The following is a 19012-nucleotide window of genomic DNA, read 5'->3' on the forward strand; positions in this document are numbered from 1 at the left end:
AATTTACAGGAATTGAGGGGATTATTTATTCTAATATAGGAAATTAGGTTTGAAAAACGTTGTAATGGTAGTACTATCTTTGCGTAGGCATAGCCAATCCAGACAATAGACTTCTTGGCATTTGTCGGGGTAAAGGGCAAGCGTAAAAGGGTAAAGAAACTCAAAATCCTTTCCCTTTAACCAAAACCTTTTCCCTAAGAGTGCAAAAACATATTTTTGCAAGAGGTCTAATGTACATAATGAACTGCACCTACTGGCGTGGCAAGCCTTAAATGTTGCAATAAATTTTCTTGTGGGACGGGTGTCCTTACCCGTCCGGGCGGGCAAGATGCCCACCCCACAAGAGCTAAATTTTATGCACTATTTTAGCCTTGCCACGCCACTACGCACCGAACAGAAAAATCTCTGAGTACAAATAAAATAGAAGGCTGGGATGATACAACCCCAAAGTCAAAATAGTATCACCTATACACGCGTTATCCACCTAAGTCATGTAATTGACATAGATATTCCCCAATGGTCTGGAGATCCCACAGTAGAATTTGAAACTGTGGCTGAACTCAATAATGATGGTTATTACTTGCGGCGTTTCTCCTTGGGGGAACATAGCGCTACCCATATCAACGCCCCTAATAGTTTTCATAGTTCTGCTGTGGGAATTGACCAATATCCAGCCCAGTCTTTAGTTGTACCTGCGGTAGTTATAAACGTTTGCCAAGCCACAGCAGTTAATCCTGATTATGCTTTGACTATTGCTGATGTTTTAGCTTGGGAAAAAGAATACGGTGAAATTTCTCCTGGTTGTGTAGTTATATTGAATACTGGTTGGCAAAAAAAGTGGTCGGATAAAAGTGCATTCCTCAATCATGATGCTCAAGGGATTCCCCACTTTCCGGGATTTGGCAGCGATGCCACTCAATTTTTGCTTGATGAACGGCAAATAGTTGGGGTAGGAATTGATACTCATGGTGTAGACCCCGGACAGGATAACAGTTTTGCGATTAACCGCCTAGTTTTAGAACAACCGCGCATTGTGTTGGAGAATCTAACAAATTTGGATCAACTGCCACCGAAAGGTACTACTCTAGCGATCGCACCTCTAAGATTACGTGGTGGTTCTGGTTCTCCTGTCGGGGTGTTGGCGTTCGTGCCTTAATTTTTATATCGATATTTACCGATCGCGCCAATTTCCTAAACTTGAGGATAACCTAGAAAGCAAGCAAACTTAATACACAAGTTTCAGTGGATCATCGGAGATTTTCCAAATGACAACTCCGCTATCTTGCCGTAATTATATAGACGGTCAATGGTTGAGTGCTGTAGGAGAAGCAACCCTAGAAAGTCGCAACCCTGCTGACAAAACCGAAGTCGTAGCCACATTTCCCCGTTCTCAAGTTCAGGATGTAGATACAGCGGTAGCCGCCGCCCGTCAAGCCTACCGCAGTTGGCGCAAAGTTCCGGCCCCAGCGAGGGCAGAATACATTTTTCGCGTTGGGGAAATATTACTCCAGCATAAAGAAGAACTTGCCCAATTAATCAGTCGGGAAATGGGTAAACCCTTGACGGAAGCTAGGGGAGATGTCCAAGAAGGTATTGACTGCGCCTTTTACAGTGCTGGCGAAGGACGGCGACTATTTGGGCAAACCACACCTTCGGAAATGTCCAATAAATTTGCCATGACTGTACGGATGCCCATCGGAGTCTGTGCCTTAATTACTCCCTGGAATTTCCCGGTGGCAATTCCTTGCTGGAAAGCTATGCCAGCCTTGGTATGTGGCAATACAGTTATTCTCAAACCTGCCGAAGATACCTCCGCCTGTGCAACTAAATTGATTGAGATTTTTCAACAAGCAGGTTTACCACCAGGAGTAATTAACTTGGTGCATGGTGTGGGAGAAGAGGCGGGGAAAGCTTTAGTTGAGCATCCCAATGTTGATTTAGTATCCTTTACTGGTTCTTCAGAAACGGGTGCTTTTGTCGGCGCGACTTGCGGACGCACTCACAAGCGTGTCTGTTTGGAAATGGGTGGTAAAAATGCTCAAGTGGTGATGGAAGATGCCGATTTAGAACTTGCTCTCGATGGGGCAGTGTGGGGAGCGTTTGGCACAACTGGGCAACGGTGTACGGCTACTAGTCGGCTGATTTTGCATCGTGATATCAAGGAAAAATTTACCGCTATGCTTTATGAGCGTACCAGTAAGTTACGCTTGGGTGCTGGCACTGACTCTGATACAGATATTGGCCCGATAGTCAATGAAAAGCAACTCAAACAGGTGAGGAAGTATTTGGATATCGCTCGTGAGGAAGGAGCAAAGGTTTTAATTGGTGGGGAAATCGCTAGTGAAGGCTCATTAAAAAACGGTTACTTCTTTCAACCAACTATTTTGGATGATGTAACTCCTGATATGCGAGTTGCTCGTGAAGAGATATTTGGGCCAGTGGTGGCATTAATTGAGGTTAGCTCCTTTGAGGATGCGATCGCAATTCTCAACGATAGCAATTATGGTCTTTCTTCTTCAGTTTATACGCGCGATATCAATCGGGCTTTTACTGCCATGCGCGACATTGAAGCAGGTATCACCTATATTAACGGCCCGACTATTGGTGCAGAGGTACACTTACCTTTTGGTGGTGTGAAACAAACCGGTAACGGACACCGCGAAGCTGGAACTACTGCAATGGATGTTTTCACAGAGTGGAAAAGTGTTTATGTTGACTTCTCTGGAAGTTTGCAACGCGCTCAGATAGATAATCGTAGTTAATTGTTTGCAAATACACCTCAAATAATTAACTACCTCTGGCTGTGGGAAAGTTTAAGCCAAGGATATTTCATAAGACTTCTTGGCATTTGTCGGGGTAAAGGTGAAGGGGAAAAGGGTAAAGAAACTCAAAATCCTTTCCCTTTACCCTTTTCCCTTTACCCTGAGAGTGCAAAAATATATTTTTGCAAGAGGGTCTATAGTAAATTTGGGTCAATTCCTTGTTGTTGTAATTTGGTTAAAAGTTCTTGAAACTGCTGCTGAGTTTGTTCTAGCTGTTGTTGCTGTTGTGCGTTTATCTCTTCTGGAGTTTGGTATCTATTACCATCTTGGTCATACCAAAATAGCCATTCTCGTGTTCTTCCTTGATAAGTACCCTGTTCTCGTCCAATCCCTAAACCAATTTCTGGCATCCAAATTCGATCGCCGAGTTGTAAAGTATACTTACCTTCAACTAAGCGATAAACTTCTAAACGTTGACGCTTACGACGTAGCCGCGTTGGTGCATAAATGACGTAATATAAAATGCCTAATTGGGCATAATCTATTTTCTTTTGTTCATATTCGCTATTGTAGGTTTGAGAAACCACCTCTAAAGCTAAAATGGGCACAATCCCTTCTTCTTCCCAGAAAACGTAACTAGAACGTCTGGTAATTCCGCCGATGAAGGTAGGCAGTCTAAGGGATTGTATACATACAGCACTTTTCGATTCATTAACCAAATCAAATAATCTGCTTTAATACAAGATAGCCACTATTTCGCATACCTGCTATGTCCGCCGACTACCTGACACCAGAACAACGTGCATTCATATCCCGATGTCGAGAAAAATGGCAACACATTGGACTATCTACCGAACCCATCAACCAACAACAGGCTACGGATGCAGTTCGAGCAATATATACTGCACTCGAACTCACTGAACCTGAAATAATTATCGTTGATAGCCCTAACGCTGGGTTCGAGTACATCTGGAATTTGCTCAAAGTCGAATCTCAGACAATTCTGGGTGATGCTATAGATAGTTACCACTGGAGTAAAATCTACAGTAAGTTGCAATCATATTTGCTCACGCGATTACCCGTTGATTTACAAACAAATTTACATTCTTTGTTTGACAATCATCTAGCAAAAGAATATGCCAAATTACTCCAAGAACAGTTAGAAATACAATGGGGAGATGTTTTAGAGGAACATTTTGGTAAACGCAATAGCCAGTTGATTAAAAATATATTCTCTTCTTGTCGGAAACCGGAAATTTTAATTGCAGGATGCAGTTATTTTGACTTTTGTATTCAGAGTTTCAACTACCAGCAATTTGAAAACCAACTATTCATTTTAGAAGATTTTGTTAAAAATTGCGGCTGGACTTTCTTCTTTCAAAATATCGCGATTATTTCCAACCATTGCACCACAATTAATATTGATAGCAACAACCATCTCCACGGTGAAAATACATCTGCCGTAGCCTTTACAGATGGGTATAGCCTGAATGCACATCACGGTAAAATAACCCTACAACGCAAGCGTCAACTCGACGATCTCGCCTGGACAAAGATATTTGAAAAAATGAAGGCAGTCGAAATTGACTCTTGGGAAGAATACAAGTTGTTACGTGTCGTTGAAGGAATTAATGTCCAGCCTAAGCAGTTCCTTAAAGTAATAAATCCAAATACGGGAGAAGTGCAGGTTTTTAGAGTGTCTATGCGGTTCACATCTGCTATTGAGGCGGCACGCTGGGTAAACCAACGCAAAACTTAGGAATCATGAGTAAGAATAAGCTATTTCATAATTATTTGTTGTTTGACAAACTCAGAAAAATTTAAATTAAAGCTGATGCCAATACTGTGTTTGATTACCATTTCTCAAACACTGGCAATACTTAGGCAATTATCATTATTTTCAATTTGGTCTCGCAAGTTATTACTAATTCTTGGGTGCTTTCAGCCGCGCTAGTAGCGACTGTCAAATTTCCGAGTCAAGCGTTGGCTAGCAAATACCGCAGGCATCGCTGTTTGATGGCATTTTTTCAGATTAACGTGAGTTCGACGGCTCTAAAAACCCCACTTCCATTCCTCTCCCCCACTCTTCGAGAGGCTTTGAAACCCTAATTTTTTCATTGTCAACTAAAAATATTTCTGCCCCTCTCCGCCTCGGAGAGGGGTTGGGGAGAGGTTCATCGAACTCACGTTAGATTAGATGCAGAGTTGACGGGAGTGACTACAGGGTTGACGAAAGTCACTACAGGGTTGACGGGAGTGACTACAGGGTTGACGGGAGTGACTACAGACTTGACGGGAGTGACTACAGGGTTGACGAAAGTCACTACAGGGTTGACGGGAGTGACTACAGAGTTGACGAAAGCCACTACAGGGTTGACGGGAGTGACTACAGAGTTGACGAAAGCCACTACAGAGTTGACGGGAGTGACTACAGAGTTGACGAAAGTCACTACAGAGTTGACGGGAGTGACTTCGGGGTTGGTTTTTGTTTGCTGCGATCGCCTAATTATAAAAACTCGTTGCCAACAAAGCAATCTCTGAGTGTTGCGTTGGCTAGCAAATACCGCAGGCATCGCTCTTTGATGGCATTTTTTCAAACTAGATGCTTTAATAAACCGCTTTCAGCCGCGCTAGTAGGAGAAAATAATCTTTAAACTGTTGCAAACTCAGTATATTTCCTCACTTCGGGAGGCTGAAAAGCCAAGACAATATCGCTTGCAGGAACATCTAAACGCATTAACTCAGTTGCCATTCCTTCTTCAGTCAAATCTTCTTCGATGTAAATTTTTTCATTTTTAATGCGAATATAGACAGAAATTCCTTTAACTCTTTTCCCTTGTTTCCAACCAATATTGAACCACAAATATTGACTTCTTTCATCATCAAACATTAATACTTCATCCACATCAACAATAGTTACTTGTGAAGATATTCTTTGATACTCTGTTAATATTTGCTTGATTAGATTTTGGTATTGAGTTAACTTATCCATTTCACAATCTCCTCTTTCTTCATATTAATAACTAATAAATAAACTTGATACTTTGCCAAAATTAGTTGAATTGCAACTTTTTGGAAGAAATCTTCATAAATTACTTCTCCTATCGCCAAATATAATTCTTGCTCGGAATATTCAATGCAATCTTTGAGTGTTGCGTTGGCTAGCAAATACCGCAGGCATCGCTTTTTGATGCTGTCATAAATTAATATTTATCTCCAGATTATTGCTAAATTTAAAGTAAATCCTGGTAAAATATCTTCACCTAATAATTCTTTTGGATGTTCTAATATTTCCACTGGTTGACCAAGACGGTAGATTTCTACCTGACGTAATTTTGAATTAATTAACCAACCTAATTTAACCCCGTTATCGATATATTCCTGCATTTTCTCTTGGGTTTCTTTCAAAGAATCGCTGGCTGACATTAACTCTAAAACGAAGTCTGGTGCAATAGGTGGAAACTTTTCTTGCTCTTCAGGTGTAAGTGTATCCCATCGTTCTTTTCTAATCCAAGCGACATCAGGAGAACGGTTTGCACCATTAGGCAATTTAAAGCAAGTGGAAGAATCGAAGCAAATTCCTAGTTGAGTTTGACGATTCCAAATCACAAAATCTGCCGCAATTTCAATATTACGATTTCCAGTCTCTCCGCCTGTGGGTGGCATGATTAGAAGTTCTCCCCTTGCATTGCGTTCAAATTTGATTTCAGGGTTTTCACGACACAACTGATAAAATTGATTGTCGGTGAGTTGGATGATGGGGTTTAAGTTGATGGCGATCGCTGTCATAGTAACTATATTGGGGATGACATCAAAATTTAATGAAGCTTTTTACCACAAACTAATTGTATCAAGACATCTTAGCAATGAATTTCAGAGTCAAGCGTAGGCGTAGCCCAACCCAGGCATCGCTCTTGAACACCATTTTTTCAGACTAGATGCAGGGTTTGTCTTTGTTTGGTGCGATCGCTTAATTATAAAAACTCATTGCCAACAAAACAATCTTTGAGTGTTGCGATCGCTCTTGAACACCATTTTTTCAAACTAGATGTAGGGTTTGTCTTTGTTTGGTGCGATCGCTTAATTATAAAAACTCATTGCCACCAAAGCAATCTCTAAGTCTTGTGAGCTTTACTCGCTCTGACAAATAAATCTTTTTGTTTTGCCCATAGACGCAAAGAAGGCCGCAAAACAACTACTTTTAGTCGAATAATAATGTAGAAAAAGTTTGCAAAAAGTTGCATTGCAGGATTGGGTAGAAGTAAAAACGAACTCAAAGTATTTACTTAGCAGGTTCAGGTGGTAAACCAAGCTTGACACGAAAATCGTCTTCGTATTTTGCCTTATCCCAATTTTTAGCAGATTTAACTTGCTCAGGAGTCAGGTTTTTGGCATTCCTAAGGTCGGCAAGGAAGAGGTCGGCATTGATGAGGTTGGCATTGCTGAGGTTGGCATTGCTGAGGTCGGCACTGTTGAGGTCGGCACTGCTGAGGTCGGCATCTCTGAGGTCGGCAAGGATGAGGTCGGCATTGATGAGGTCGGCACCCCTGAGGTCGGCACCCCTGAGGGTCGGCACCCCTGAGGTCGCCAAAGATGGCAAAGATGAGGGCACTTTTGAGGTAGGCACGGCTGAGGCCGGCACGGCTGAGGTTGGCACCGTTGAGGTTGGCACGGCTGAGGTTGGCACGGCTGAGGTTGGCACCGTTGAGGTTGGCACGGCTGAGGTTGGCACCGTTGAGGTTGGCACGGCTGAGGTTGGCATCGCTGAGGTTGACACTGCTGAAATCTTTACTAGCTAGACTCTCACCAGCTTGTACCAGCTTTTCCAGTGCTTGAATTCTTACTCGACTATACTCTTTTCCCTTAACAGCATCGACTTGCTGCCAAAGTTGGTTTATCCTAATCTGTTTCTCAATTACAATACCCAGAACTACTGACGCAACCAGCGGAATAATTAAGAAAAACCCAACGGTTCTAAAGCGATTATTCCGTCTTTGTCTGACACTTGCTTGAATAAACTCAATAGCTAAGTCAGATAATCTTAAGTTCTCAGTTTGTTGCTTGTGAAAATCTTCTACCTCTCTTAACCGTTTCCCCTGAAGGAGATAATCTTTCGCCTTTGCTCTATCTCGCCATTCAACAGCCGCAGCTTCAATTTTCCGTTTTTGTCGCAGTATGTCCCGACTTTCCTCAATCCATTTGCGTAATAGCAACCAATGGCGAATCAGCACTTCATGTGCCACATCTACCACAGCAATTTGATTAGATAAGGTACTGGTGACAACTAGCTTCTCATCAGCTAACCGTTGAATTATTCTATTAATCGCAGCTTCTGGATGCTGTGAACTAACTAAATCTCGTTGCAAAACTTGTCTACGGGTATCTTCTGTTCCTTCTCCCAACTGCGTCAATTCTAAAAAAATCCGTTTTGTTGCTTGCTGTTCCTCAAGTGATAATGACTCATAAACTTCTGTAGCGCGTGTTTGCAGGGTTCCTCTGACTCCACCTAGTTTGCTATACGTAGTCAGGGTTAACCGTTCTTCAGTTCTTTGCTGCCATAGTTCTGTTAGCGTGTACTGCAACAACGGTAAACTCCCCGGTGAATCTTCTACATCTGCAATCATTTGAGAAACTAATTCCGGTTCTACTGCTAAGTTCACCTGTTCAGCCGGTTTGATAATTGCTGTTTCTAATTCCTCCCGAATCATCGGTGTTACCGTTACTAAATGGTCTTGAATTTTCTTAGCAAGTCCGCCATACTCTTGTTCCAAACATTTACCAAAAAAATCAGCCCGCATTGTAATTATTAGGCAGAGTTTGTTGTCATCCCGTTGCAAAGCACCTAGCACACATTCAAAAAACTGCTGTCGTTTTATAATGTCTTGACATTGAGTAAAAGCTTCTTCAAACTGGTCTACCACTAGCACTACGCGCTGAGTTTGTGCAGCAGTAATCAACTGTCCTAAACCAACTGCGCCTTTGGCAATTAATTCTTCTGCTTTTGCTAATTGTGAGGCTCGGTCAATATCTGATAATTCTGATTCTACAAATGCCAGTGCTAAATTTTGTAAGGGGTTAATCCCTGGTCGAAATATTTTCAACTGCCAAGTATCGCTACCTGATAACCTGCGTCCTAACTTTAATTGATAAAGTAAACCCGCTCTCACAACACTAGATTTGCCACTTCCTGATGCTCCCAACACAGCGAGGAAATTACCCGATCGCACTTTTTCTAATAATTCATCAGTTAACGCTGTTCTGCCATAAAATAATTTGGCATCTGCTTCTGTACAATCAAAATAAGACAACCCTTTATAGGGACAAATAGCTGATATTTCTACTGTGGAATTAACAACAGAGGAATCCCATTTGCGGGTGAAATTAATTGCTTCACCAGAGTTAGCAAAAATGGGACGCTGGGGAAAGGGATGATATTGTTGATTGAGCGAATCTACTAAAGTGTAGTTACTCACCCAACGGTCTTGTTTTGGTTCCAAACCTTGAAGCAGTGCGGCGGTGAGAACGCTGTGTTGGCTGTTAATCTCTTCAAAAGCTACCTCAAAATCACGAGAAGCCGCAATAAAACACCTGTCTCTGCCTTTACCGCGATCGCCTGGATCTGCCTCTGCAAAATTTAGCACTTCTCCGCTATAGCAGCAATCCAAAATCACAATTTGTTGTCTTACTTCACTTTCTTGCAGCAGTCGCCGCAGCCATTGCAAAGATAATCCCCAATTACCCGCATCGGGGTTGACTTCACTTGTCGCTAAAAAGCCTTCCTGAATCCCTAGATTTTTCCGCAAACCATGACCAGAAAAATACAGCAGCGCTGTATCTGGCGGCTTTCCATCTGGCTTAAATAATTGGACGATCGCTCTTTCTAACTGAGTTAAACTAACTTTAGTTTGCTTACCAATGCGAATCGTCTCATTTTCCTTGTCTTTGACTGCTGGTAGCCGCGTTACCCGAAACTCCCCATATTGTTGTAAGATTTGAGCGATCGCTTCACCATCGGCAGCAGGAGCATTAAGACTCTTTAAGCGGTCATACGTATTAATTCCCACCACCAAAGCGTCTCGACTCATATCAGCAAGCTTTATGATAGTTTAGTTGCATTATTTCCAGCTTCTACAAGAAATTTACCGCATTTTCCGTAAAAATGTGTAAGGTAGCACAGCTGTGCTACCCTGACTTTTCACGTTATGTGAAAAAGTCCACGAAAAACCTAACCCCCTAACCCCCTTCCCGATGCGGGAAGGGGGAAATTCAAAGTCTCTCTCCTTTTAGGAGAGAGATTTAGAGAGAGGTTTTCCAGATGCCGTGAAAAGTCAGCTGTGCTACCCTACGCCTAATTCTTTTAAGCAAGATTTATTCCATGACTCAACTCACACCTATTTATTTAGAAGATGGCACGATTATTTACATTGAAGCTACAGATAATATAGATGCACCGCCAGTTAACATCGAAGTTTCTCCAGAGGGAGAAGAAGCGCTAATTGATAAGGGATGGGATGCTGATGCTGCACAAAAACAGATAGTGCAAAATTTTCAAGCGATTGAAGGTACAATTCGGGCTTACACTGTTTATTCACTTAATGCTTTTAAGAAAATCCCTGTTGCTAATATTGATAAAGTAACTTTAGAATTTGGCATCAAAGTTGGCGGTGAAGCAGGTATACCTTACATAACTAAAGGCACGGCTGAAAGCAATCTGAAGGTAACAGTAGAGTGTTCATTTCCTGACCAATCGGAAAAACAAACTCAGCAATCATGAGTCAAAGTATTGGCGCTGCTAAAATTTCTATTATTATTCCGGCTATTAATGAAGCAGGAAATATTAAAAAAGCCATTGCTACTACTCAAGCCAATCTAAATATAGAAGTCATTGTAATCGATGGTGGCTCTAGTGATGATACTGTAGCGATCGCTCAGTCTTTAAATGTCAAAGTTATCTCATCATCTCCCGGTCGTGCTGTGCAAATGAACGCGGGTGCTGTAGCAGCTAGTGGTGATATTCTGTTATTTCTCCATGCAGATACCCGTTTGCCAACGGGGTTTGATGAGATGATTCGCACGGCGCTACAACAACCTGGGATTGTAGCTGGTGCTTTTAAGTTGCGGATTGATGCGTCACTTTTAAGTTTACGATGGGTGGAGTGGGGAGTAAATGTGCGATCGCATTTTTATCAAATGCCCTATGGCGACCAAGCAATTTTTTTAACAAAGGAAGTATTTCAGCAAATAGGCGGCTTTCCCGAATTGCCTATCATGGAAGACTTTGAACTCATGCGTCGTCTAAAACGCATCGGACGCATTGTAATTATTCCCACACCAGTTGTCACCTCAGCGCGTAGATGGTTGCAAAAGGGAGTATTCAAAACTACGCTGCTTAATCAGATAGTAATTATTGCTTATTTGCTCGGCGTTTCACCTGAGCGAATTTGTCGCTGGTATCGCCGAGAAAAATTTAAGAGGCTTTAAGCTGTTTCTCATGTAGGTGGTATATCTTAAGGGCATTGGATTTAAGGTGTAAATTTGAAAGTTGAGCTTCAGAAGGTCAACATTGAGCCTCAGAAGGTCAACATTGAGCCTCAGAAGGTCAACATTGAGCCTCAAAAGGTCAACATCGAGCCTCAGAAGGTCAACATCGAGCCTCAGAAGGTCAACGTTGAGCTTCAGAAGGTCAACGTCGAGCCTCAGAAGGTCAACATTGAGCCTCAGAAGGTCAACGTCGAGCCTCAAAAGGTCAACGTCGAGCTTCAAAAGGTCAACATCGAGCCTCTGAGGGTGAAACTTATAAAAATGAACAAGCGTTTATTAAATTCCAAACTCAAACTACTACTGCTAAGTTGCCTGATTATCACTCTAATAATTGCTGCTAAACAGTTAAACTTACAGGTACTTTTACAGACCTTAGTCATTTGGGTTCACAGTCTTGGTACTTTAGGGCCTATTGCCTACATAGTTATTTTCAACTTAGCAACATTACTGTTTATACCAGGTTCCCTTCTAACGCTCAAAGGTGGTTGTCTGTTTGGAGTATTTTGGGGATCGATATATGTGCTAATTGCTGCAACAATTGGAGCAACCTTAGCTTTTCTCATTGGACGCTACCTGTCGCGGGATTGGGTTTCTCGACAAATGGACAAACATCCTAAATTTAAAGCGATTGATTTAGCAGTTGCTAAAGAGGGATGGAAAATTGTTTTGCTAACTCGTCTTTCACCCGTCTTTCCCTTCAATTTATTAAATTATGCTTTTGGAGTAACACAGGTTTCTCTCAAAGATTATATATTAGGTTCCTTCGGCATTATTCCCGGTACTGTGATGTACGTTTATATTGGTTCTTTAGCTGGTAATCTTGCCACGATTAACACCTCTCATCAACCAATTACTCCAGAAACTCAAGTCTGGCAATGGATAATGCGAGTAGTTGGGTTGATTGCTACCGTTGCTGTAACTATGTATCTCACAAAAATTGCTCAGAAAGCATTAGCTCAAAGTGTGGCAATAGAAGAAATCACAACCGATGAAAAAACTAACAATCATTCAGATATTTAAAGCCTCTCTGCGAGACGCTACGCGTAGCTTGCTTCCACGAAGTGGTACGACTTTGCTCGGCTTTAACACTGAGCGACTTGCCTTGAGCGAAGTCGAAAGGAGCCGAAGTGTTAAAAGTATTAATGCCAGAAACTTCCAGAAGTTTTTTAGCCTCAGTGTATTAATATTACTAATATTGGCAAGTAGTTTTTCATTAAACACAGACCCAGCTTTAGCACAAGAATCGGTAAATTCAAATTCTTTTAATCCCCAAGCAATTTTACGCGAAGCCTTGCAGTGGATTGAAAGCCTGGGTGCATTAGGAGCCATAGCTTTTATTGCCCTTTATATTATCGCTACCGTTGCTTTTTTTCCAGGTTCTATTCTCACTTTGGGAGCTGGTGTAATTTTTGGTGCAGTTTGGGGTTCTCTTTACGTGTTTATCGGTGCAACCCTTGGCGCTACAGCTGCTTTTCTCGTCGGACGTTATTTAGCAAGAAGTTGGATTGCTCAGAAAATTGCAGATAACAAAAAATTTGCCGCCATAGATGAAGCGGTAGGTAGAGAAGGATTAAAAATTGTCCTGTTAACGCGACTGTCCCCGATATTTCCTTTCAATTTGTTAAACTATGCCTTTGGCATCACGGGAGTTTCACTTCAAGATTACTTTATCGGCTCTCTAGGGATGATTCCTGGAACCATCATGTATGTTTATATTGGTTCCCTTGCAGGTAATCTTGCGATGATTGGCACTGAGGCTCAACCTACCAACCCGAATTTACAATGGGCAATTCGCATCTTGGGTTTGATTGCAACAGTCACTGTTACAGTTTATGTAACCCGGATTGCCCGCAAAGCTTTAGAAGAGGAATTGTAGGGTAGCACAGGTGTGCTTGCAAATTGCTGTAAATTATTGATTGCTGAAACATTTATAGAAAAAAGCTTCAATCGTATCTGTCAATTCCCAAACGGACAAAACAATTTAAACGTTGTATTCCTTATTAAACAAGCATAAAAAATAAAAGACTGAGCCGCCTAAATTAATCGGGATTCTTAATTTTAAAAGAGGTTTCGCCAATGACCAATTCAGATTTAGAAAGAGTCACAGTTCGCCCAATTGACGAGTATAACCAAAAGCTGGTGTCTTATGCCCATCCGCCAAATTGGGTTAATCCTCAGCCTGCCGACGTTTACGACTTGGTAGTTATTGGTGCTGGAACGGCGGGATTAGTCGTGGCGGCGGGGGCTGCGGGTCTGGATTTGGGTTTAAAGGTGGCGTTAATTGAAAAGCATCTCATGGGTGGAGATTGCTTAAATGTTGGTTGCGTACCATCTAAAACTATTATTCGCTCTGCCCGCGTTGTTGGCGAAATCTGGGATGCTAAAGACTTGGGAGTTAATATTCCCCAACATAATATTGATGTTGATTTTCCCAAAGTTATGGCCAGGATGCGGAAGATAAGAGCTGATATCAGCCCTAACGACTCGGCGGAACGGTTTCAAAAGTTGGGTGTCGATGTCTTTTTGGGTAGCGGTCGATTTGCAAGTAAAAATACGGTGGAAGTTGGCGATCAAACCCTCAAGTTTAAAAAAGCTGTGATTGCAACTGGCGCAAGAGCTGCACAACTGTCGATTCCGGGAATTGAACAGGCGGGTTATCTAACCAATGAAACGGTTTTTTCTCTAATTCAACGACCGGAACGTTTGGCGGTGATTGGTGGCGGGCCCATTGGTTGCGAAATGGCGCAAGCTTTCCGGCGTTTGGGTTGTGAGGTAGTGCTTTTCCATAGCGGTTCTCATCTCCTAAATAAAGAAGACCCCTGAAGCCACTAAAATTCTTCAAAAGGTTTTGATTAACGAAGGAATTCGCCTAGTACTCGATTCCAACTTGGAAGAAGTGGTAACTGTCACCGAGGGAAAACGCCTTTACTTTTCCTCTAACGGTCATCGAGATTCGGTAACAGTCGATGAAATTTTAGTTGGTGCGGGGCGATCGCCAAATGTCGAAAATCTAAATTTAGAAGCTGTAGGTGTGGAATATGACAAGCACCTTGGCGTGAAGGTAAATGATTACCTGCAAACGACCAATCCCAAAATTTATGCAGCTGGCGATATCTGCATGAACTGGAAGTTTACCCATGCTGCTGATGCCGCAGCGCGGATTGTAATTAAAAATACCCTGTTTTCTCCCTTTGGCTTGGGACGCTCGAAACTCAGTAGTTTGGTGATGCCTTGGGTAACTTATACTGACCCAGAAATTGCCCACGTAGGGTTATCCGAACACGAAGCGCAGAAATTGGGTATTGAGGTGACAACAATTGAGATTCCTTTTAGTAGTGTAGACCGAGCGATCGCCGATGGTGAAGAGTTAGGATTTCTCAAAATTCACCATAAAAAGGGGTCTGATGAAATTATCGGTGCAACTATTGTCGCCAGTCACGCGGGTGAGATGATATCAGAAGTGACTACGGCAATGGTGAATAAGATTGGTTTGAGCAAGTTAAGCAGTGTAATTCATCCTTATCCCACTCAAGCCGAAGCAATTAAAAAAGCAGCTGATGCTTATCGTCGAACGCTCCTAACATCAAATACCAAAAAATTGCTGGGATTTCTGACAAAGTTATCTTAAGCAAAATCAGCGAACGGTCAGATAACTGTTCGCTGATAACTGATAATTTTTATGTCACTGCTATATCTCTACACAGGTCGGAAACGATCGATCTCGCCTCCGGTCAAGTTTGCGTAATACAGATTACCATCAGGGCCAGTGGTGATTTGTGTAGGCAGTCCTAGATTAGGCCTGTCTGTTTGGGAAGCAAACCGCTTAACTGAGGTAACTTTACCTTGACTATCTAATATCAAAGCATCGATAGTTCCTTGACTGAAATCACCAATGAATAAGGCACCTTGATAGATTGCAGGGAAAGTATTACCTGTGTAAAAGTCACCCACTAGGATCGAATTAGAACCAGAATGCTTGTAAGTGTACAGTGGTTCTGTAACAGATGAGCCACTATTATAGAAGGCTTTTGCTGCATCTAAATTAGCGTAGACTGGTTGTTTCAGACTGACGACATTACCATTTGCATCAAGGCCACCTTCATAGAATGGCCAGCCAAAGTTAGCTCCTGGTTTTCCGACATTCACCTCTTCGTAAGTACCGAAGCCAACATCGCCAATATAGGGGGTATTGGTCTTTTTATCAATTGTGAAACGGAAGGGGTTACGCAGACCGAAGTCATAAACTTTGGAAATATTGCTATTGGCGTCACCGTTGTAGAAAGGATTGCTTGATAAGCCTTTACCAGTAATCGGGTCAATCCGCAGAATCTTGCCGGATAGATTATTTTTATCCTGGACGCGAATTGCTCGGGGGTCTACTCCATTGTAGGAAGTACCATCTCCTAAGCTCACAAATAGAGAACCATCAGTACCAAAACGCACAGAACCAACTGAGTGAGATTCACTATCATTGGCTATAAAATTCTGGATATTTTGGACTTTATCGAGATTATTGAGATAATCCTGCAAGCTAGTAAACGGCTTACCAGTATCTTTGTTGAGAATTCCTGATGGTGCATAGCCAAGTGAAACATTTGTGCTATTTCCATCTGGGTGGCTGATATTTGCCCAAGTGCCATTTGTGCCGAGTAGTACAACTTCGCTGCCAGCAATTGCAGTAGTGTAATTAGTATTGGGGTCAGCTGTAAAGCGACTTAGGCGTGCAGTACGATTCCCATTTTGATCGGGATCGTCCAATGTGCTATTGGGATTATTATTAGGATTGCTTGTATTAGTTTCTGGTGGATCGTAGGTATACAACAGGTAAACATAGTTGTTGCCGTTTGGACTTTTACCAAAATCTGGATGTACGGCAATGCCTAAAAGACCGCGATCGCGCGTATCATTTACTTGTCCGCTAATATCAGTAAACGGTGTTGATAATAAGCTACCGTTTTTCATGACTCGCACTACCCCATTTTTCTGGGCAATGAACATACTGTTACCATCAGGTGCCCATTCAAAAGCTGTAGGTTGATTCAAACCAGAAGCTACCTTATCTAAAGCAAAATTACCAGAGTCATTATCAATAATAGTGATACTTGTCTGTTGATTAGTTAACTGCACTCCAACTGGGTTACTTAACTTCAAGGTAAATGTTTCATTTGATTCCCCAATGTTGTCATCAACAATGGGGATAACAATGGTGTTACTGGTTTGTCCAACTGCAAAACTCAAGTTTCCAGATACAGTTTTGTAATCAGATCCAGCTTTAGCAGTCCCATCTTCGGTCGTGTAGTTGACGCTAGCAGCCGCCGAAGCGTTGCCTCGTGTAACTATCACCTTAGCATTACCGTCACCTTCATTAACTACTGTCTGACTAAAATCGAGGCCGGAGCGATCGTTGTCTTGAATTGTAATTGCGAGAGTTCTTTGGACTCCTAGTGTTGCCCCCTCTGCCTGATCGATGACAAAATTAAAGGTTTCATCTCCTTCTATCAAGGAATCATCATTGATCGGAATCGATACCTGTGCGCTACTTTGTCCCGGCGCAAAAATCAGTGTTCCAGCAGTTTCAACGCCTTCACTGCCATAGTCAACTCCTTTTGTAGCAGTATTAGCTATAGTCGCATACTTAATTGAAGATGTACCACTTGTATCTCCAGTTCTAATTAGTTTGACGGTAACACTACCACTGTCTTCGTTCACAGTCATCGAAGACGAACCTAAGGTGATAGTGGTCGGAAGAAATGGTGAATAAAGTTGAGACTGAGGAATGATTTCCTTCGCCTGAGAGGCGCTTGACCAACGCAGTTGAGAAACGGCATTGCCTTTATTTTCGTAGTACTCAAGTTTAATATCGTACTTCTGACCTGCAACCAATGCGATCGAGCCACTAGATTCAGTGGCAGCTTGATCGACAAACTGACTGATGATTTGTTGACCATTCACCCACAGTCGCACACCATCATCAGCAGTAGTGTAGAACTTGTAAGTTTCGCTGTATTTGGCTTCTACCTGACCTGTCCACCGCACTGAGAAAGTATCTGCATCAATCGACGGAGCGGGAGAATCAGCGCCCCAGTTAAAGTTCACCGTCGGATTTGTAGTAGTTATCTTCAGATTGGTGAAGTCGATGTTGTCGTAGTACTCTCCTTTGAGTCCATTGCCACTACTAGGTGTGCTGACATTACTATACAGTTGCGACTGAGGAATGATTTCCTTCGCCTGAGAGGCGCTTGACCAACGCAGTTGAGAAACGGCATTGCCTTGCTTTTCATAGTACTCAAGTTTAATATCGTACTTCTGACCTGCAACCAATGCGATCGAGCCACTAGATTCGGTGGCAGCTTGATCGACAAACTGATTGATGATTTGTTGACCATTCACCCACAGTCGCACACCATCATCAGCAGTAGTGTAGAACTTGTAAGTTTCGCTGTACTTGGCTTCTACCTGACCTGTCCACCGCGCTGAGAAAGTATCTGCATCAATCGACGAATCGGGAGAACCAGTACGCCAGTTAAAGTTCACCGTCGGATCTGTACGAGTTACCTTCAGGTTGGTGAAGTCCATGTTGTCGTAATACTCTGCCTTGAGTCCATCTCCTTGAGAGAGTAGGCTAGAGCGAGCAGAAATGCTGGTTTGTCCTTGGTCAATACTTTCTAGAGATGATTTAGTAGTAATTACTGGACTTACAGATGTTGATAAGTTTTGATTTGATGCCATAATTAATGTTTCAAGATTAATTTTACATTGAATATTCCAGCAAAAAATGCATCATGAAGCTTGATATAAATATACTGATAAGCTAATAATTGATTAACTTATAAATATATATTTAGTAATTACTAATCATGAATAATTAATTGAAGAATATATTAGTCTTTGTTTTCTTTCAAAAATTTAGTAAATTTTTGATACCTTCTAAATTTTATTGATGTGCAGATGCATATCAGCAAGGCAAGCAGTGCTTAAGAAAGCAAATACATGCGTAATTAGTCAAATGCAATAACTTTACATAGATTACTTAAGTATTCTTTTAGTGCTTACACATTTGACAATAGATGGCGGTGTTATGTCTATCTTCTGTATGGAACTTTGTTTAAATATTCATATTGATATATCCTTTTTTAAAGGAATATAAAAGTTTTGCTGATGTTTAAATAAAAAATGCCAAAATATCGGATAATCTAATGTGCTTATCTACAAATTTATTAACTATATAAAATTTGTATAAAGAAAAATTTTAATATTTAAAGATTTGAAAAATTAATATTTATCTATACTTCATTTTGACTATTACTCTATCTTTTTGTTACCAGAACCAGCAGAAATATAGTAATAACCTAAAATCAGTGGAACAAAAACTTTTATCAGAGGGGGGGAAAAGGGTAAAGGTTCAAGAGGAAGGGGACTTTTGCAGAACCTTTTCCTGACAAATGCCAAGAAGTCTCTTGTTGTGAGTGGATTATCCTGTAAATCGCTATGGGACAGTTTCTCTTCTCTACAAGAGGCTACGCCCTAAGCGTTCGCGTTGGCGTTCGCGTTAGCGTCTCTGAAAGAGAAGCCTCTCGTTGGCGCAGCCTCTCGTAGAGAAGAGAAGCTATGCCGCAGGCTTTACGAGGCGCTGCGAGCAAAGAATTGTCAGCATCCGAAACCCTCTGTTTCGTTCATTTACAAAAGTTTTCAATTTACTCTAAGTCAGA

The 19012-nt window shown here is 41.8% G+C and carries 15 protein-coding genes and 3 pseudogenes; 9 read left to right on the plus strand and 9 right to left on the minus strand.

What is annotated here, in order from left to right; translation table 11 throughout:
- The first annotated feature begins 433 nt into the window (after positions 1–433).
- Together NSTCB13_RS29440 and NSTCB13_RS29445 are read left to right on the plus strand one after the other, a co-directional pair.
- Positions 434–1156 carry a cyclase family protein gene (locus tag NSTCB13_RS29440; protein WP_448274691.1) on the plus strand — a complete coding sequence of 241 codons (723 nt, stop codon included), beginning with the start codon at positions 434–436 and terminating at the stop codon, positions 1154–1156.
- 109 nt (positions 1157–1265) lie between these two features.
- Entirely contained in the window at positions 1266–2762 is a 1497-nt protein-coding gene (locus tag NSTCB13_RS29445) for an aldehyde dehydrogenase family protein (protein ID WP_448274692.1), read from the plus strand.
- A gap of 194 nt (positions 2763–2956) precedes the next feature.
- On the opposite strand, the pseudogene NSTCB13_RS29450 reads toward NSTCB13_RS29445, so the two are convergent.
- Positions 2957–3412, minus strand: a pseudogene (locus NSTCB13_RS29450) (Uma2 family endonuclease); the annotation flags it as partial.
- Positions 3413–3531: 119 nt separating this feature from the next.
- Between NSTCB13_RS29450 and NSTCB13_RS29455 the strand changes: the two are divergent.
- Positions 3532–4521, plus strand: coding sequence for a DUF6745 domain-containing protein (locus tag NSTCB13_RS29455; RefSeq protein ID WP_448274693.1), 990 nt, complete (start codon positions 3532–3534; stop codon positions 4519–4521).
- 424 nt (positions 4522–4945) lie between these two features.
- On the opposite strand, the gene NSTCB13_RS29460 is transcribed toward NSTCB13_RS29455, so the two are convergent.
- From NSTCB13_RS29460 to NSTCB13_RS29475, 4 genes are all read right to left on the minus strand, one after another.
- Positions 4946–5335: a hypothetical protein gene (locus NSTCB13_RS29460; RefSeq protein ID WP_448274694.1), complete on the minus strand. Its 390-nt coding sequence runs from the start codon at positions 5333–5335 to the stop codon at positions 4946–4948.
- A 77-nt stretch (positions 5336–5412) separates the two neighbouring features.
- Positions 5413–5754, minus strand: a complete 342-nt coding sequence (locus tag NSTCB13_RS29465; RefSeq protein ID WP_448274695.1) for a XisI protein — start codon at positions 5752–5754, stop codon at positions 5413–5415.
- Positions 5742–5930, minus strand: a complete 189-nt coding sequence (locus NSTCB13_RS29470) for an element excision factor XisH family protein (protein ID WP_448274696.1) — start codon at positions 5928–5930, stop codon at positions 5742–5744. The genes NSTCB13_RS29465 and NSTCB13_RS29470 overlap by 13 nt, the downstream gene beginning before the upstream one ends.
- A 42-nt stretch (positions 5931–5972) precedes the next feature.
- On the minus strand, positions 5973–6551 hold the full coding sequence (locus tag NSTCB13_RS29475; RefSeq protein WP_448266242.1) for a Uma2 family endonuclease: 579 nt from the start codon (positions 6549–6551) through the stop codon (positions 5973–5975).
- A gap of 198 nt (positions 6552–6749) precedes the next feature.
- On the opposite strand from NSTCB13_RS29475, the gene NSTCB13_RS29480 reads away from it, so the two are divergent.
- The gene (locus NSTCB13_RS29480; protein ID WP_448274697.1) at positions 6750–6881 is read left to right on the plus strand and encodes a hypothetical protein; all 132 of its coding nucleotides are present in this window, start codon (positions 6750–6752) and stop codon (positions 6879–6881) included.
- A gap of 163 nt (positions 6882–7044) precedes the next feature.
- On the opposite strand, the gene NSTCB13_RS29485 is transcribed toward NSTCB13_RS29480, so the two are convergent.
- Both NSTCB13_RS29485 and NSTCB13_RS29490 read right to left on the minus strand, forming a co-directional pair.
- A complete protein-coding gene (locus tag NSTCB13_RS29485; protein WP_448275036.1) occupies positions 7045–7524 on the minus strand; it encodes a pentapeptide repeat-containing protein in 480 nt (159 codons plus the stop codon).
- Positions 7406–9847 (minus strand): annotated as a pseudogene (locus NSTCB13_RS29490) (nSTAND1 domain-containing NTPase); the annotation flags it as partial. The gene NSTCB13_RS29485 and the pseudogene NSTCB13_RS29490, both read right to left, overlap by 119 nt.
- Positions 9848–10137: 290 nt before the next feature.
- On the opposite strand from NSTCB13_RS29490, the gene NSTCB13_RS29495 reads away from it, so the two are divergent.
- On the plus strand, positions 10138–10536 hold the full coding sequence (locus NSTCB13_RS29495) for a CU044_2847 family protein (protein ID WP_448266244.1): 399 nt from the start codon (positions 10138–10140) through the stop codon (positions 10534–10536).
- Positions 10533–11243: a TIGR04283 family arsenosugar biosynthesis glycosyltransferase gene (locus tag NSTCB13_RS29500; protein ID WP_448274698.1), complete on the plus strand. Its 711-nt coding sequence runs from the start codon at positions 10533–10535 to the stop codon at positions 11241–11243. Before NSTCB13_RS29495 ends, NSTCB13_RS29500 begins: the two co-directional genes overlap by 4 nt.
- Here the strand turns inward: NSTCB13_RS29500 and NSTCB13_RS29505 are convergent.
- Complete coding sequence (locus tag NSTCB13_RS29505) at positions 11190–11525, minus strand: hypothetical protein (protein WP_448274699.1); 336 nt, start codon at positions 11523–11525, stop codon at positions 11190–11192. The two genes, NSTCB13_RS29500 and NSTCB13_RS29505, sit on opposite strands and share 54 nt — an antisense overlap.
- 39 nt (positions 11526–11564) lie before the next feature.
- Between NSTCB13_RS29505 and NSTCB13_RS29510 the strand changes: the two genes are divergently transcribed.
- The 3 genes and pseudogenes from NSTCB13_RS29510 to NSTCB13_RS29520 all read left to right on the plus strand — a co-directional run bounded on the left by NSTCB13_RS29510 (position 11565) and on the right by NSTCB13_RS29520 (position 14931).
- The gene (locus NSTCB13_RS29510) at positions 11565–12323 is read left to right on the plus strand and encodes a TVP38/TMEM64 family protein (protein WP_448274700.1); all 759 of its coding nucleotides are present in this window, start codon (positions 11565–11567) and stop codon (positions 12321–12323) included.
- Positions 12292–13179: a TVP38/TMEM64 family protein gene (locus NSTCB13_RS29515; RefSeq protein WP_448274701.1), complete on the plus strand. Its 888-nt coding sequence runs from the start codon at positions 12292–12294 to the stop codon at positions 13177–13179. Before NSTCB13_RS29510 ends, NSTCB13_RS29515 begins: the two co-directional genes overlap by 32 nt.
- 200 nt (positions 13180–13379) lie before the next feature.
- A pseudogene (locus NSTCB13_RS29520) lies at positions 13380–14931 on the plus strand (mercuric reductase).
- Between the two features lie 68 nt (positions 14932–14999).
- On the opposite strand, the gene NSTCB13_RS29525 reads toward NSTCB13_RS29520, so the two are convergent.
- A complete protein-coding gene (locus tag NSTCB13_RS29525) occupies positions 15000–18032 on the minus strand; it encodes a PA14 domain-containing protein (RefSeq protein WP_448274702.1) in 3033 nt (1010 codons plus the stop codon).
- Positions 18033–19012: the final 980 nt, after the last annotated feature.

The organism is Nostoc sp. DSM 114160 (genome assembly GCF_053470305.1).